Origin of the sequence: Vibrio sp. 1CM8B, from assembly GCF_023161685.1 — a bacterium.
Lineage (GTDB): Bacteria > Pseudomonadota > Gammaproteobacteria > Enterobacterales > Vibrionaceae > Vibrio > Vibrio coralliirubri.
On sequence record NZ_JALNTU010000010.1, the window covers coordinates 88,396 to 104,663 of the forward strand.

Consider the following 16,268-nt stretch of genomic DNA (forward strand, 5'->3'; position numbering starts at 1 on the left):
ACAATGTATTTCAAAGTGTAACAATTAAGTCATGTTTTCTGTGTGGTTTTAACCCAGCGGTAACGGGCTCTATTGCATTGCTTTTTGAGATGCGGCGTTTCACATGCTCAACACATAAATATTCTAATGATCATGACAACCAGTACTTAGGCGTTCGTTCTGAGGCTGGATAACCATCGAGAAAGTTAATGGAAGCTTCAAGATATAAACGCATTTTATCGAGGACAAGTTTGTCGAAGATTGGTTTGCTGGGAACCATTCTGATGCTCGAAGGATGTAACTCCGCATTGCTCGACCCAAAAGGTAGCGTTGGCGTTCAGGAAAAAGAGCTGATTATCACGGCTCTGTTGCTGATGTTGATTGTCGTCATCCCAGTAATTCTGATGACCATCTACTTTGCTTACCGATACCGCGAAAGCAATACCACGGAAGAGTATGCACCAGACTGGGCGCACTCAACCAAAATTGAAATAGTGGTATGGACAATTCCAATCATCATTATTGCGATTCTAGCCACCATCACTTGGCGAACAACCCATGAACTGGAGCCATCAAAGCCTCTGGAAAGTGACGTTAAACCCATGGTGATCGAAGTGGTCTCTCTGGACTGGAAATGGCTGTTCATCTATCCGGAGCAAAACATTGCGACGGTTAACTATGTTGCGTTCCCGAAAGATGTTCCGGTGACGTTTAAGCTGACTTCAGACAACATCATGAACGCGTTCTTTATCCCGCGTCTTGGTTCGCAGATCTACGCGATGCCGGGAATGGTGACTAAGTTGAATTTGATTGCAAACCACGAAGGTGACTTCAAAGGCTTTGCTTCGAACTACAGTGGCAAAGGGTTCTCTCAGATGAAATTCACCGCATCGGCCATGCCTGATCAAGTGGCGTTTTTAAACTGGGTAGAGAAAGTGAAAGCAAGTCCTGATCGCATCGAAGATTGGGAGCAGTTCCGTTCATTGGCCGCGCCAAGTGTGGCTGAACCTGTGACGCTGTTTTCTAGTATCCCACCATTTTTATTCACTGATGTCGTGACCCAGCACCCTGGTTCAATGAACTGTCTGCCGGAAACCCAAGGATAATCGTCATGTTTGGAAGATTAACTCTAGACTCAATTCCCTACCACGAACCCATTATTGTGGTTACCTTAACCATGATCGCTTTGGTGGGTGCTTTAGTGGTGTACGCGGTCACTAAAGCCGGTAAGTGGCAATACCTCTGGAATGAATGGTTTACCTCTGTAGACCACAAAAAACTGGGCTTCATGTACATTGCGGTTGCGATGGTGATGTTAGTTCGTGGTTTTGCTGATGCGGTCATGATGCGCAGTCAGCAATTGCTTTCTGCAGCTGGTGAGGCGGGCTATTTACCGCCACATCACTATGACCAGATCTTCACGGCTCACGGCGTGATCATGATTTTCTTCGTAGCGATGCCTCTGGTTATCGGCTTGATGAACATCATCGTGCCGCTGCAAATTGGTGCTCGTGATGTTGCATTCCCTTACCTGAATAACTTGAGCTTCTGGCTGTTTGTAGTGGGTATTATTCTAACCAACATGTCACTGGGCTTAGGTGAGTTTGGCCGTACGGGTTGGTTGGCGTATCCGCCGCTGTCTGGCATTGAGGCGAGCCCGGGAGTCGGGGTCGATTATTGGATATGGGCGCTGCAAATATCCGGTGTGGGTACCACATTAACGGGTGTGAACTTCTTCGCGACTATTCTGCGCATGCGTACTCCATCTATGCCAATGATGAAGATGCCTGTATTCACTTGGGCATCGCTGTGTGCCAACATCCTGATCATCATCTCTTTCCCAATCCTAACTGTGACCATTGCGTTACTGACTTTGGATAGATACATCGGCACGCACTTCTTCACCAATGACCTTGGTGGCAACGTGATGATGTATGTGAACCTGATTTGGGCATGGGGACACCCTGAGGTGTATATCCTGATCTTGCCTATCTTCGGTGTGTTCTCTGAAGTGACTGCAACCTTCTCTCGCAAAAAACTGTTTGGTTATACCTCGCTGGTATGGGCGACGGTGGCTATCACTATTTTAGCGTTTGTGGTTTGGCTGCATCACTTCTTCACCATGGGTTCTGGCGCCAATGTGAATGCCTTCTTCGGCATCGCAACCATGATTATCTCTATCCCAACCGGGGTTAAGATCTTCAACTGGTTATTTACCATGTACAAAGGTCGTATCCGCTTCACCACACCAATGATGTGGACTGTGGGCTTCCTTATCACCTTCACTGTTGGTGGTATGACGGGCGTATTAATGGCAGTTCCGGGCGCAGATTTCATTCTGCATAACTCGGTATTCCTGATTGCTCACTTCCATAACGTAATCATCGGTGGCGTCGTGTTCGGCTGTTTTGCTGCGATTGGTTACTGGTTCCCGAAAGCGACCGGCTTCACTCTGAACGAGCTTTGGGGCAAACGCGCATTCTACTGCTGGATCATTGGTTTCTTGATGGCGTTCTTGCCGCTTTACGCTCTAGGTTTTATGGGCATGACGCGTCGTTTGAGCCAAGACATCAACCCTGAGTTCTTCCCTCTACTGGCGGTTGCGGCTGCAGGTACGGGCGTGATTGCGATGGGTGTGGTGTGTCAATTCGTTCAGATTTACGTGAGTGTTCGTGACCGCGACCACAACCGAGATCTAACCGGTGACCCATGGGGCGGACGTACCTTCGAATGGGCAACATCGTCACCACCACCGTTCTATAACTTTGCAAAACTGCCTAAGGGCGATGAGATCGATTCCTTCTGGTATCAAAAGCAAAGTGGTGAGTTTGACCCAACTCAGGAAGAAGAATACGAACGTATTCACATGCCGAAGAACACACCGACAGGCATTTATGTGTCTGCATGGGCGTTGGCATTTGGCTTCGCAATGATCTGGTACATCTGGTGGCTAGCGGCTGCAAGCTTAGTGGGCATCGTAGTGACGTGTATTCAACACAGCTACAACGACGATGTGGACTACTACGTGGAAGTTGAAGAGATCAAAGCGATTGAAGCCGCTCGACGTGCGCAGCTTGCAGAAGCAAAGAAACAGTCAGTGAAAGGCGACCATTCTGGCCGTGGTAACAGCGCTGACAGTGATGCTGATAGTGGTAATAACGACAATAAAGATGATTTGGAGACGACGTATGCAAGCTAATACTCCGTCACACACTTATGATCTTGCACATTCGCATGATCATCACCACGAAGCTGCGGGCAACAAGTTGTTTGGCTTCTGGGTTTACTTGATGAGTGATTGTGTCCTGTTTGCCACGCTTTTCGCGACGTATGCCGTGCTTGAGAGTGGATCAATCGCAGGGCCGACAGGTAAAGACATCTTTGAACTGCCGTTCGTGTTTGTCGAAACCATGATGCTGCTGTTCAGTAGCATCACCTTTGGCTTTGGCATGATTGCAATGAAGCGTAAAGATGTTCTAGGACTGAAACGCTGGATCAAAGTGACTTTCGTATTGGGCTTAGCCTTCATCTGTATGGAAGTGTATGAGTTCCATCACTTGATTGCAGAAGGCTATGGTCCTCAAGAGAGTGCGTTCCTTTCCGCGTTCTTTACCTTGGTTGGCACACACGGCTTGCACGTAACGTTCGGTCTGATCTGGATGGCGGTGGCGTATCACCAGCTTTCAACCAAAGGATTGAACGACAACATGTCGATGCGTTTCCAGTGTTTAAGCTTGTTTTGGCACTTCCTTGATATCGTTTGGATTTGTGTATTTACCATCGTGTACTTAATGGGGGTGATGTAATGGAACAGCATCTAGACAGCGGTGCAACGGATTATGTGAAAGGCTTTATTGCGTCACTGATTCTCACCATTATTCCGTTCTACATCGTGTGGGCACATGCGCTACCAAGCACGGAAACTTATGTGATCTTGTTCGGTTGTGCGCTGGTACAAATCTTTGTCCACTTTAAGTACTTCTTGCACATGGAAGCGAAATCTTCCGATGGACGTTGGAACTTGGTGTCATTGATGTTTACCGCCATTGTTGTATTGATTCTTATCGCTGGCTCGGTATGGATCATCTACAACATGAACGTCAACATGAAGTTGTAGGCTAGGGTATGCTGAAAAGATATCTGTCTATCACCAAACCGGGCATCATTTTCGGCAACCTGATTTCTGTTGCGGCGGGGTTCTTCCTCGCCGCAAAAACAGAACCAGCCAATGCGATGTTGTTAGTGACAACATTAGCGGGTGTGGGACTTGTGATTGCATCAGGTTGTGTGGTGAATAACATCTTTGATCGAGACATCGACCAAAAGATGAAGCGCACACAAAATCGAGAATTGGTTCAGGGCAACATCAATACAGACGTAGCGTTCGTTTATGCCTTGGTTTTACTGCTCTCAGGCACAGCGCTTCTGTTTCAGTTCGCTAATCCGATCTCTGCGGTCATGGTGTTGCTTGGCTATGTGTTTTACGTCTTTTTCTACACCATGTGGTACAAGCGTACATCGGTTTACGGCACTTTAGTCGGCAGTATTTCGGGCGCAGTTCCGCCGTTGGTAGGTTACTTGGCGGTGACGAATTACATCAGCCTTGAAGCAGTATTGTTGTTTGTGATGTTCTGCTTATGGCAAATGCCACACTCGTACGCGATCGCGATGTTCCGCATTCAAGACTACCGCGATGCAGGCATTCCCGTGTTACCGGTGAAAGAGGGCGTCGACAAAGCACATAAACACATGAAAGCCTATGTGGTGGCGTTTGGCGCAGTCTCATTGGCGCTGTTCCTACTCGGAGAAGCAGGTTATGAATACCTAGCTGTGTCGGCGGCAGTCTGTTTTATGTGGACCAAAGTGACATTCCGCAAAGTCGATTGCCTCAACTACATCCAGTGGTCAAAGACCGTGTTTAAGGTGTCACTGTTGGTGGTGATGAGCATCAGTGGTGTGCTGGGGCTGGAGTTGATTCCACTGCCTTTCTTGTAGGTAAATGGCAAGTATGTCAAAAACCGAGCTATCTAAATAGCTCGGTTTTTTATTATCATTATTGGCTCGCTACTGGGCGGTTTCTAACAAGTTCTATGAAAAGGCGTGTAGTTCGTTGCCATCGTTAATGAGCAATTGAATTTACGATTTCCATTGGCAACATTGAGCAGGACTTTGTTATAGACACCATTAACGCTATTTATATCGACATAACCAAAACTCTCATAGGTTGAGTCGTAGGAGTAGTCTCGATTGTCGCCAAGAACAAATAGCTTTCCTTCTGGTACATGCCAAGAAATATTGTCTTCAAGTATGTTTGAATCTTCTTTTAGATACCTGACATTATATTTACTATTACCTATTTTTTCTTTTATATAGAAAAATCCATCTTCTTTTTTGGTCACTCCATGTGACATCTTATTATCATTGATATAAAGGTAGCCATTCTTTAACGTGACTGTATCGCCTGGAATACCAATTACCCGCTTTCTAAAGGTTATATTTTCGCTTCGGTGCTTAGGTGGGTGTCGGAATCTAATTACATCACCATGTTCTGGAGTATATCGCCCGGGTCTAACCCCATTTACTGTTGTCCAGTATTTACCTTCAAAAGTAGGAGCCATACTTAGCCCCGTATTGGTATTAATCGAGCTTGAGAAGAAATAAAATAGTGCGAATATCCAAAATGCAAGCGAAGTGGATACCGAGAGAAGGAACTTAAAGCTCTTCATAGCGGTTTCTCCGACTACAGTATTTTTCAGCGAGCATGGTTATACTGTAGTTTGCTGCAATGAATGAGCAGTAAAAAAGCCCCAGAACTACAATGATTTCAATGATGTCATTGAATCCGCCAGAGAATAGATTTTTACAGAGTGAGTAGTAGAGGAATAAGCTTAAACCTAAGAATATTGCAGCTATGGCCAGCAGAATCCATTCTACCTTTGATAAATTACGGTTCATTATTTTTACACCATGAAAAATAAGATAACAGGCAATGCGAGTAGTCGACTTAATACCTTTAAAGGTCTATACCAATAAAAAGGAAGACGATGTACTAAACTGTTTGATTTATAATTAAGGTGATAAAGTTCATCAATAAATGATTTTTTTATTTTGTATATCACAGCTAAGCCTAATTTTATTTGTTGTGAGAATAGTATTGTGACAATAAAATCTGACATTTTCTGTCTAAAATAGAAAATAGCTAAAAATAATACCGTTAACTTTTATTTTAGTTGAATGCTACTTTATGAATTACTTTTGTTTATTGTTGAACTTATTACTATATTTAATGGTTATTGATATTGGAGGATCCAATGTTGAACTTCATATATGGTGGTTTTTAAATTTAATGTGCATAGACGCTCATAGCGTGCTTAATGTCTTGTATCACATCAGTACGTAGTTGTAGTGGTTTTAGAATTTCAACGCAATCGGCGTTGTTAATGAGCCAGCTTTTGAAAACTACGCTATCACGAGCTTGAGCTCTTACAATGTAATGATTGTCAGCGATCTCTTCTATTTTTTGACATTCACTTAGTTTGTATTCATCTACAAACTTGTTGTAGCCATCAGTGTCTCTTTTCATCTTTAAGACTACTTCACAGGTTTCGCCACCATTAACCATTTTACCATTGCTTGATGAGAGGAAATCATGGAGGCAAAAGTCTTTTTGATTACCCATTGAAAAGCTCTGAGTAGAGTGAACCTCAAGATTGTTAATATTATGGACCTTGTAAGTACGATAATCGCCGAGCATCAAACTACTTTCAGTGCTTTTTCTATAGCGCTCTAGACCGACAAGATAGAAGCTCCTTTGGTAAACAAATGAAGCATAAGGATCGACTTCGCAACGACTTCCTTCGTACTCAAATGAAACCACAAGACGGTTTTCTAGTGCGCTCTCTAGCTTGCTTAGTACTGTGTAATCTGCGGCAGGAGCAATGAGGTCATAACTGCCGATTATCATCTTAAAAGGTGCTGTATTGGATACATTCTTGGACCTAGAAAGCAGTGTTAATGCTTTGCTGAGTTTAGACCCTGCCGCGGGTAGAACTCGTTCAAGTAATTGGCTACCGATGGTGTTGAGTATTGCTATTGATTCATGTAATCCCGGGTTAACATCGAATTCAGCGCCTTCTCTTATTTTGTAGCGGGCTTTTGATGCGATACCTTCTCGTATCAAGAGATCATTATGTCCGTTTGGACCGTCGCCTTGAATACCGTGATATTTGTAGATCGACTCCAAAATTCTCTCCGCCCACTTTTGTTGCGCTTCTTTGGAGGTGTCTCCACGATAGTAAAAAGGCTCTTTGCGCACATCATCCAGGTACTCTTTTGGTGTTATCCCATGCTCTTTAATTGAAAGTAAATTCATACAGTGCAAGTAACAGTAAAAGTCACCGAATGCTTTTGCAGACATGTTATCTCTCCACCTTTGATTGAAATTTGTCGTATTTAATCACAAAAATATTTCAAAGAATGGTAGAAAATCACACTTTGTATGTAGAACTTAATGAAACAGGTGGTTTTAACATCAGTTTTGTAATGTATTTTGTAACTGATTGTAATTGGGTTGTTTTTTGTTCGAAGTTGATGGGTTTTGTTTCAAAAATAAAACATTGCTCCCATAAATAGTTTTCTTGCTTATTGTTACTTAGCTTTAGTTATGTTGGGTTTTGTTTGTTGTCTCAAATTGAACGGGGGAGTAAATACGAATAGGAGATCGAACTACTTTCCAAAAATATCACCAAGCCAATCTTCAAGCTGTTCTCGTTTATCTTGTGGGCCGTTGATGATCACTAAGCCGTTTAGTGTCGCGTGATCCCAAGATATAGTGCCAGTTGCTAGCGCATCGAACACATCTAATTCAGTAATTAACAGTAGATCTTCTTCAGTAGGCAAAGTGTCTCTGCCTGACACATCGACGCCCTTCTCAAGTTTCACTTGGCTGTAATGACCTTTAATTGCTTCGAATAAGTTGAACTCAATTTTGCTTGGGTGGGGCTTCGAAAGCGCAGCCTTGATGGCAAAGAGTCGAAAGTGATCCGGTTTATTGAGGTTGTTGAATTCATTGTTTTGTCTGGCTGTGATGACGTTGCCAAACACCTCTAGTGAACCGGGCTCTGTCACTAAACTAAACCCGGTATCTTGGTGAAGGCCACAGGCAAACGTGAGTGAAGAGGTGAGTGAAAGAATCAAAGCAAATCGTTTTAACATAATGGTTATCGAGACCTATAACAGGGTTAAGAAGCTGACGGCAGCAGCCGAACCTAACGATAAAAAAAGGGACCACAAAGGGTCCCTGTATTTGTTTGTCGTCCATGTAACGGTCAGCGAATCGATTGATAGCTATTTAGCGAGATTGTTTGCTAAGTAGCTTTCGTCAAAGAGCCATCGTCGAAGATCTATCGCCAAAGAGTGACCGTTCGAGCTCGCTATTAGCGAACGATGAGCATGATCTCTTCTGGAGTCATTGCCTTATCGAAGTAGCTCATGAATTGACCGAAGCCTTTGATGTCGCCGTTCGAGAACTTGAATGCACCAGACTGTAGGTTGGTACCAATCACTTGTTGAGCGTTTGGACCCGCAATCAAGATTTGGTTCAATACTGCACGAGTGGTGTCGATTTGAACGTCTGCGCCTTTCACTGCTTCTTCGTGTAACTGAGCAATACCGTTGCGAATTTCGATAGTGAATGCTTCGTTCGTATCAGAGAAGTTGTACGTTAGCATCATGTTCACGTCTAACGAGTTTTCTGCGATAAGCGTTGAAGTCATCATGTCGAAGATCTGCTTGCTTGGTAGTGCAGTAAGAACGTCAACAGAAGCGAAGCTGATCATGTTAGAGAAGTCACGTTTGTTCTCTAGTTCAGCAGCCGCGTTAAGCGCCCAGTTACGCCAGTTGATGTTCACTTGGTCTGCAGCCCATGCTTTGTAAGCTTGTGCTTTCATTTCGCGAGCTTCCATATCTTGCTTGTTTACCGTGATTGGGTAAGAAAGAATTTCTGCTGCAAATGTGTAGTTCTCAGCCTTAATTGCTGCTTGTGCAGTAGTAAGGATGTTGTCACGACCGCCCATGATCTCTACGAATGCTTTAGCGCGTTGCTCGTAAGCCATTGGCTCTAGCTGCCATGGATCCGCTTCGAAGAAACCGTTGTAACCTACGTAAATCTGACGCACGGCGTGTGCAACAGTACCGTAGTGTTCACCTAACCAAGGGTGTTCTGCAAGGTGCTTAGGAAGTTTAACTACTTCAACTAGCTCGTCTGGCGTCATACCTTTGTTCATGTAACGGATAGTTTGGTCATGAGTGTATTGAATCGCATCACGGTAAGCCGTTAGTACGTCAGCTACTGCTTCTTTACCTTCAACAGGACGACCGTGAGAGTTAATCATGATCTCAGTGTCGAACTTACGCATTACGTCGATGCCCTTGAACCACATTGATGGGTCACGGAATTTAGTACCACGGATAGTGTGAAGGTTAGGGAAGTTCTCACCTTGAAGTACTTCAGCCGCGTGCAGGATTTTCTGATCTGGGAAGTAAACCACTAACTCATCTTTAGTTTCAGATGGCACGTTCTCGATGTGCATTTTCACGCCAGAAATTTCGATTTCGATGTGGCTTTGGCTTGGTACAAGCAGGTTTGGTTCGATGAACGAGATAGCACCTTGCATGAAGCGCGGACCAAGGCCGTCGTTTACTGTGCCGTGCTCGCCTTCTTCTACGTGCTTAGCACCTGTGTAAGAAGTACGGTGACCAAATAGAGTACCTAGGTTTGAAGACCAGTTAGCCACGGCAGCGGTTAGGCCTTCTTCAGCGATGATTTTTACTTCACCTGATGCCACTTCTTCGTCAGTAACCCATGCACGCACACCAGAGATGTGGTCGATGTGGTTGTGAGAATAGATGATTGCTTTAACCGGCTTGTCGGTGATTTGACGGAACTGCTCTTTAACCGATTGAGCCATTTCTACCGACTCGCCTGGATCAACAATGATGATGCCGTCCGTACCTTCAATCATGACGGGTGTATCTAGACCGAAACCGTAACCAAGATATACGTTGTCATCTACTTTGATGATTGCTTGGTCCATTTTACGACCATGCTTGGTGAGGATTGGGTGAACATGGTCAGACTCAGCAGTGTAAGCTAGAGAATCGCCTGTTTTAGAAACAACTTGAATACGTTCGCCTTTTCCCCAGAACATGTTTGATTTGTGTTCGAATAGAACCTCGCTCTTGTAGCGAGCATCAAGATCAATGTTTTGGTATTGCGCAGCATTTGCCGTCTGAAGTTCTTGGCCGACTTTCGATGTCGCTTCTACAGTTGGCGTTGCAGATGCAAAACCAGAAGCAAGTAGAGTGCTCGCAATAGCAACAGGAAGCGCCATTTTTTTGAATGTATTAGTCATGGTAGTGACCTTATATTTGGATACAGGAATTGGATTTCTTGAGCCAAATGATAGAGGTGGTGGAGGTCGCTATCTACGCGCTAATAAGATTTCAATTCATCGTTTTTTCGATATATTATTTATCCAATGATTGTATTGGCGATTTGTTTTGATCTAAATCAATTAGTCAGTCGAGCTTGCAACAGATACAAAAATGCCCTGAAATTCAGGGCATTTGTTTTACAATTAGTCGCTAGTTCATGAGTGGCTGTGATACGAGTGAATAACAGCCAAATCATTGAATACTTAATTGCTTATCAAGAGCTAATCGTTTACCAAGAGCTTAATCGCTTACCAAGCACCTAAGTATGACTTGTAAGATTGTAGGCGAACCGTTGCTGCGCCGATTACATCAATGAAGCCCCAGAACGGATGCGGCTTCTCAGCCGAGATCCAAGCCGCGCCAGTTGAACCAATAGGGATGTTGTAACCTTCTGGTTCAATGATCTCAAGTACGATAGTACGACCTAAACCATTGCCGTTTCTTACCACGTGTTGACCGACGCTTTGTGGCCCCTGAAGTGGAGAAATACTCGACTCACCAGTACCGGCATTAAAGCTGTGTACTTTTGCTCGGAACACGTGGCCTGGGTATGCATCAACGAAGAACTCAGCGAAGTCTCCTACTTGAACATAGCCATAAGTTTGGTCTGAAATACGCATCTCAAGGAATTTTTTGCTGGTGTTGTAGAGGTGCATGTTACCCATAACAGAACCTTCAGCAATGTTCACTATCGAAACCTGACCGTCAAACTCAGCTCTAATGGTCTTTTTCTCTTGCGCCCAATTTACTTTTTGTAGATCGGCTTTTAACGACACAAGTTCAGCGTGCAGCACTCGAAGATCAGAGTCGTACTTTTCTACGTCACGCATATTGAAGATTTCAGGTGACGTTTCAGCACGCTCTAAGTCGCGATTCATTTGCTTGATCTCTTCTTCTTTCTGAACAATTGAAGATTCGATCTTTGCTTTGTCTGCGGCTGAGTCAATGTCGACGAGTGTGTAAATTACGTCGCCTTCTTTAACCATTTGGTTGTGCTCAACAAGCACTTGGTCGATCTGCTGGCCAAAGATAGGTGACATCACCGCGTGTGGTGCTTTCACTGTGGTTGAGTTGGTTAAATCAACGGGTGCCCACAAGCGAGAGATTACCGCTAATACCGCAAGAATCGTTACGCCACCAATGGCAGCCCATGTGTAGTTCTTGAAGTTCTTCTTAAGTGCGCCTGTCGCAAACAGTGACCATACAATTAGGATGTATGGGATCATCATCTCTTTCATTATGCGACCTCTTTTTCTGTAGCGGATGGTGTTGTTGGAGTCTTTTCTTCTGAAGCCTGTTCTTTTGAAGATTGCTCTACTGAAGACGGCTCTGTTACCGGTTGTTCAGGTGATACGTGGACTGCGGCTGTCTCTGTATTGGTCGTATCTTGTTTAGGCTGAACACCACGGCGAATCACATCACTCAGTGATTGACCAATATGTTTCCAGTTCGCCAATGCGATAACCAAAGCGATAACCCAGAACGTTTTGCTGATGAAGAGTCCGCAAAGTGACAGTGCAAACACGATCTGAACGTGAGCGCTTTTGTGCTCTTTTGCTTTATGCACACCCAGTTCATGCAACTGCCACATGCCGTAAACACCGGCTAAAACCACAGCAATGGTCACTGAGAACAAGTAACCAGAGAAGGACTCCATCTGGAAGAAGTTCATCATCATTTCATTGGGATGATTGTTGAATTGAGACATGTCGATGTCTTTAGAATGGATTGTGCCTAATGGTGCAAGAGCCCATGCTCCAGCAAACATCACCGCCATAAACAGGCAGAATTTAATCAAGACCATCACAACGGCCCAGATTTTCTGGAAAACGATTTTAATAAAGTTCATATCTCAACCTACATCAATAAGAAGAGAGAATTTGCAGCCTAGAAGTCTAACTTTTAACGACATCTTAAAAAGTAGATGTCTATTATGTGGGTAGATTGGTGCGCATAATAAACAAAAGTAATAGATGGTATTTAAAGTGATACTACTCAGTCCAGACAACCGATTCTCGGTATCAAGAAGCGAATATGCTTCCCTACAAACCAATTCTTATTGTTAGCCTGAAACGCAGGTTGAATGACGATGCACTGTTGAACGAAATATTAGACTCGTTCTTTTAGCTATTGTCTTCTTTACGTGTAATACCTCGTCTGTCGAGGGGATCTTCCATGGTCATTGACATAGTGTTGTAAAACATTTGTCAGCATTCTGTTTGGGCTAAGAATTGATTTGTTAGCAGGATAATAGGAAGAGTTTTGAGCAGTATCTACCCAGAATTACGATTTGATAATATCGTAATTACGATGAGTCGCTATCACTCTAAATCGGTAGGTTGAATTATTTGCTAGCGCTCAAATTCGGCTTTAAAACATCGTTAGTTAATTTGGTTTGGATCAATGAAATGACTAATAAAAGCATCAATAAGAAATTTGGCGGAATTCATCTTTTTACACGCTTCTTACAATAAAGGGAGTAATAGAAACGAATGATGGATGACATATAACTGATAATAGGTTTTTGAACACTGGGAAAATACGTTTCTATTTACGGTAGAGTGCTGGATTCGAAATATTGTAGCTTTAATTGCTCAAATGTATATCTCAATGACGCTGAACACAGTGTCATGATAAACGAGACAATATCGTATTGTTTAAGTTCTATTGAGTATGTAATCTAACCCAATCAAATGCGATGTTGAATGGGGATGAAATATTGCAGTTGAAGAACAGATAGAGAAAGACCTAGCGGATAGCTAGGCCTTGATGTGGTGCACGAGTTAAGCCATGAATCAGGTACTGTGCATTACTAATCGATAATCGACGAAAAGGTCGAGACGGCTGCTTTACAGGAAGCGGTAGTTCGCTTGCATGCCAAAGAAGTGTGCGCTGTTGTTATACGTGCCTACAACGCGGCCATTCGCATAATTCAGTTCAGGCTCGTCAAGATCGATGTAATCGTAGTAAGCGCGTAGTTCCCAGTTCTTATTGAGCGCATAGGTAGCACCTGCTCCAATACGTTTGGTTTCGCCTACAGGAAGATCCATATATTGATGAGTTGCGTCATCTTGAGGGGAAGTCTCGTAGCTGATGCCTGTTTCTAGTCGTAAGGTAGGGGTGATTTGGTAATGAGTACCTATGGCTAGGTTCCACACATCGTCAAAGTTACGGTCGACAACTTTTACTGAGTTATCATTGATGTCTAGTGTGAGGTCTGTCCAAGTTGATAGGTCATACCAAGTCACACTCCACAGCATGTCCCATTGGTCATTGACGGCGTGCACGCCGCTAATTTGGATGTGTTGAGGCATGATAAAGTCGAGCCCAACATCACGCTTGGTGTCGCTCGCCGAATGTTGAAGATCACCCTCACCGTAATGAGCAAGTTCAGAGCGGTACATAAAGCCAAAACGGTGTTGTTCGTTCGGTTGGTAAAAGGCACTAAGAGAGTAGCCAACCGTGAAATCATCCGCGTCTGCTTCGAATAAGTGCTCAGATCCAATGTCGCCAGTGCCGATAAAAGGATTCAACTCGCCGTTTGCAGTGAGGTATTCCGCATTGACTGAGGCACCCAACGAAAACTGCTCATTCACTTTGTAAGATATCGAAGGCATCAGTTGAACAGTCATGAATTCAACATTCTTTAATAAACGCTGCCCAGAAAAGTTATCACCATAATCGATCCCTGAACCACCTTGAGAAGCCAAAGCAAATCCTGCGTGAAATTTGTCGTTGATAGGGGTGACAAAGTAGAAGCTTCCTACCGGAGCCCAACCGCCAGCATCAATGTTACTGTCAAAACGCTCTGTTGGGTTTGTGTCTGAATAGTTGATGTCTGTGTAGAGGCCTGCCAGATTGACGGTGAGTTCAGGGTTTTCTAGTTGAGACATAGCGGCAGGGTTAGTCCATGCGGTTAACGCACTTTCAGCTAACGCTGCCGATCCTGCGCCCGCGGTACTTGCGTTGAGAGAGCCAAGTTCAGGAAGAAGGTGAGCTGCAGCCTGTGCTGGGTTTGAAAGCATCGCGTTACTCGTCATCATCGCAATAGTGATGGCAAGGTAATGTTTTTTCATGGGGAAACCTATTAAGAAACTAATTATGCGGGATGTTAGTGTCTCAATTTGGGACTTTAAACGAGGGATTCTTATTTCATTCTATCGTTTTTACGATAGCATGGTGCTCATGGTCGCCTAACGAGTAATGATATATGAGCAACGACATCCCCAACTTCAATCTACTTGCCGTGTTTTCTGCGGTGATGGAGCAGGGCAGTTTAAGTAAAGCTGCGGATCAACTCAGCACCAATCAATCGACCATCAGTACCGCATTAGCCCGCCTAAAAAAAGAGATTGGCCAAGAGCTTTTTGTTCGCAAAGGAAGAGGTGTTGCGCCTACGTCTTATGCGCAAAGCTTGTATGAACAAATTAAAGCGCCGATCAATGAACTCAATGGCGTGTTTCAGTCGATGACTAATTTTGATGAGCAATCCTCTGAGCGTAAGTTTGTTATTTCTGCACCTGAGCACTTACAGTGGGTGCTGCTCAATAGTTTCGCGGAGCTTCCTAATCAAAACTTGTCGTTGGAAGTCTTTGATCAACCAGACAGTGATGAGCGCATTTACGAAGATCTTTTGACGCAAGAGTTCGATGCGATGATCGATATTGTGGTGCCTGAACACCCAAGTATCGTCAGTGAAACACTTTATGAAGGCGAGTTTGTGATCGTGTGTCGAGCTGATCACCCGCGAATCCAAGGTGAAATCAGCGAAGCTCAGTTCCTAAGTGAAAAGCATGCCGTATTAGACAGAACACGACGCAAAGTTCGCAGTTTGAATCACTACACATCTTTGGATCTGTCCCAGCGTAAAATCGTGTTTCACGGGCGTTCGCTGTTCAGTAATATCTTGCTGTGTAGCCAATCCGATTACATCACTGTCGTGCCTTTATCTATGGCCGTGCAGTTCCAAGAAAAGTTAAGTTTACAGCTGTTCAAGCCACCCTTTGAGTATCAGCCGATGTCTCACTACCTGATTTGGTTGAAGAAGCAGAACAGCGACCCCGCTCATAAATGGTTCAGAGAACAAGTCATCAGTACATCAGACTCAATGTCGAAGGCGCTTAAAGATAGGCGGTTGCGATTTTAATTGAGAGTCTAAATCTAAGGGGGAGCATTGGCTTCCCTTTTTTGTGTCGCTTAGTTGGTACTAGATCATATGTTAATAACAGAAAATTATTAAAATGAGAATATTTAATAATTTCACTGATTTGTGTGTGTTCAGTAATATACCTAGCAACAGAGAAGTAGGTGGCCTCAAGGTCAACCTAAACGAACAATACTTAGCTTTATTCTATGAGTTAACTTCATACGACGAGGCTGAGATTAAAGTATCAAGGGCGAAATATGAAATTCCTACACACAATGATCCGAGTTACTGATTTAGACAAGTCTATCGAGTTCTACACCAAGGTATTGGGAATGAAGGAACTTGAACGTCATGAAAACAAAGACTACCGCTACACATTGGTTTTTGTTGGCTACGAGCAAGGCGGCACGACTATCGAGCTAACATACAACTGGGATACTAACGAGTACGAGATGGGCAGCGCGTTTGGTCATCTGGCATTGGGTGTAGAAGATATTTACGCAGCATGTGACAAGATCAAATCGCTAGGTGGCAACGTCACTCGCGAAGCGGGTCCAGTGAAAGGCGGTTCAACTCATATCGCTTTTATTACTGACCCAGACGGCTACCAAATCGAACTGATTCAACTAGGTTAATCGAGGATATAACA

15 protein-coding genes are annotated in these 16,268 nt (G+C 43.9%); 7 read left to right on the plus strand and 8 right to left on the minus strand.

Annotated features, from left to right (window positions below; translation table 11 throughout):
* Nucleotides 1-188 precede the first annotated feature (188 nt).
* From cyoA to cyoE, 5 genes are read left to right on the plus strand one after another with little or no spacing between them, the layout of a single operon-like run.
* Nucleotides 189-1,085, plus strand: a complete 897-nt coding sequence (gene cyoA, locus MSG36_RS17960) for a ubiquinol oxidase subunit II (protein ID WP_081228834.1) — start codon at nt 189-191, stop codon at nt 1,083-1,085.
* A gap of 5 nt (nt 1,086-1,090) precedes the next feature.
* Complete coding sequence (gene cyoB / locus MSG36_RS17965; protein WP_248369138.1) at nt 1,091-3,178, plus strand: cytochrome o ubiquinol oxidase subunit I; 2,088 nt, start codon at nt 1,091-1,093, stop codon at nt 3,176-3,178.
* Nucleotides 3,168-3,785: a cytochrome o ubiquinol oxidase subunit III gene (gene cyoC / locus MSG36_RS17970; RefSeq protein WP_016786087.1), complete on the plus strand. Its 618-nt coding sequence runs from the start codon at nt 3,168-3,170 to the stop codon at nt 3,783-3,785. Before cyoB ends, cyoC begins: the two co-directional genes overlap by 11 nt.
* On the plus strand, nt 3,785-4,096 hold the full coding sequence (gene cyoD, locus MSG36_RS17975; protein ID WP_016786088.1) for a cytochrome o ubiquinol oxidase subunit IV: 312 nt from the start codon (nt 3,785-3,787) through the stop codon (nt 4,094-4,096). Before cyoC ends, cyoD begins: the two co-directional genes overlap by 1 nt.
* Before the next feature lie 8 nt (nt 4,097-4,104).
* Nucleotides 4,105-4,974 (plus strand): heme o synthase, encoded by an 870-nt coding sequence (gene cyoE, locus MSG36_RS17980; protein WP_086970421.1) that lies wholly within the window; start codon nt 4,105-4,107, stop codon nt 4,972-4,974.
* Nucleotides 4,975-5,057: 83 nt separating this feature from the next.
* Here cyoE and lepB read toward each other — a convergent pair whose 3' ends face one another.
* The 8 genes from lepB to MSG36_RS18020 all read right to left on the minus strand — a co-directional run bounded on the left by lepB (nt 5,058) and on the right by MSG36_RS18020 (nt 14,549).
* Nucleotides 5,058-5,705, minus strand: a complete 648-nt coding sequence (gene lepB, locus MSG36_RS17985; protein WP_248369140.1) for a signal peptidase I — start codon at nt 5,703-5,705, stop codon at nt 5,058-5,060.
* On the minus strand, nt 5,692-5,934 hold the full coding sequence (locus MSG36_RS17990; RefSeq protein ID WP_050650265.1) for a hypothetical protein: 243 nt from the start codon (nt 5,932-5,934) through the stop codon (nt 5,692-5,694). Before MSG36_RS17990 ends, lepB begins: the two co-directional genes overlap by 14 nt.
* Nucleotides 5,935-6,322: 388 nt before the next feature.
* A complete protein-coding gene (locus tag MSG36_RS17995; RefSeq protein WP_050650264.1) occupies nt 6,323-7,396 on the minus strand; it encodes a WYL domain-containing protein in 1,074 nt (357 codons plus the stop codon).
* A 308-nt stretch (nt 7,397-7,704) separates the two neighbouring features.
* On the minus strand, nt 7,705-8,193 hold the full coding sequence (locus MSG36_RS18000; protein WP_248369141.1) for a hypothetical protein: 489 nt from the start codon (nt 8,191-8,193) through the stop codon (nt 7,705-7,707).
* A gap of 221 nt (nt 8,194-8,414) precedes the next feature.
* Complete coding sequence (locus MSG36_RS18005) at nt 8,415-10,391, minus strand: alkyl sulfatase dimerization domain-containing protein (protein WP_248369143.1); 1,977 nt, start codon at nt 10,389-10,391, stop codon at nt 8,415-8,417.
* 330 nt (nt 10,392-10,721) lie between these two features.
* Complete coding sequence (locus MSG36_RS18010; protein ID WP_012604427.1) at nt 10,722-11,711, minus strand: biotin/lipoyl-binding protein; 990 nt, start codon at nt 11,709-11,711, stop codon at nt 10,722-10,724.
* Nucleotides 11,711-12,322, minus strand: a complete 612-nt coding sequence (locus tag MSG36_RS18015; protein WP_017070446.1) for a hypothetical protein — start codon at nt 12,320-12,322, stop codon at nt 11,711-11,713. The genes MSG36_RS18010 and MSG36_RS18015 overlap by 1 nt, the downstream gene beginning before the upstream one ends.
* A 1,000-nt stretch (nt 12,323-13,322) precedes the next feature.
* The gene (locus MSG36_RS18020) at nt 13,323-14,549 is read right to left on the minus strand and encodes an outer membrane protein transport protein (RefSeq protein ID WP_248369145.1); all 1,227 of its coding nucleotides are present in this window, start codon (nt 14,547-14,549) and stop codon (nt 13,323-13,325) included.
* A gap of 134 nt (nt 14,550-14,683) precedes the next feature.
* On the opposite strand from MSG36_RS18020, the gene MSG36_RS18025 reads away from it, so the two are divergent.
* Both MSG36_RS18025 and gloA read left to right on the plus strand, forming a co-directional pair.
* Nucleotides 14,684-15,619 (plus strand): LysR family transcriptional regulator, encoded by a 936-nt coding sequence (locus tag MSG36_RS18025; RefSeq protein WP_248369147.1) that lies wholly within the window; start codon nt 14,684-14,686, stop codon nt 15,617-15,619.
* Between the two features lie 257 nt (nt 15,620-15,876).
* Entirely contained in the window at nt 15,877-16,254 is a 378-nt protein-coding gene (gloA, locus tag MSG36_RS18030) for a lactoylglutathione lyase (protein ID WP_017084654.1), read from the plus strand.
* Nucleotides 16,255-16,268 lie beyond the last annotated feature (14 nt).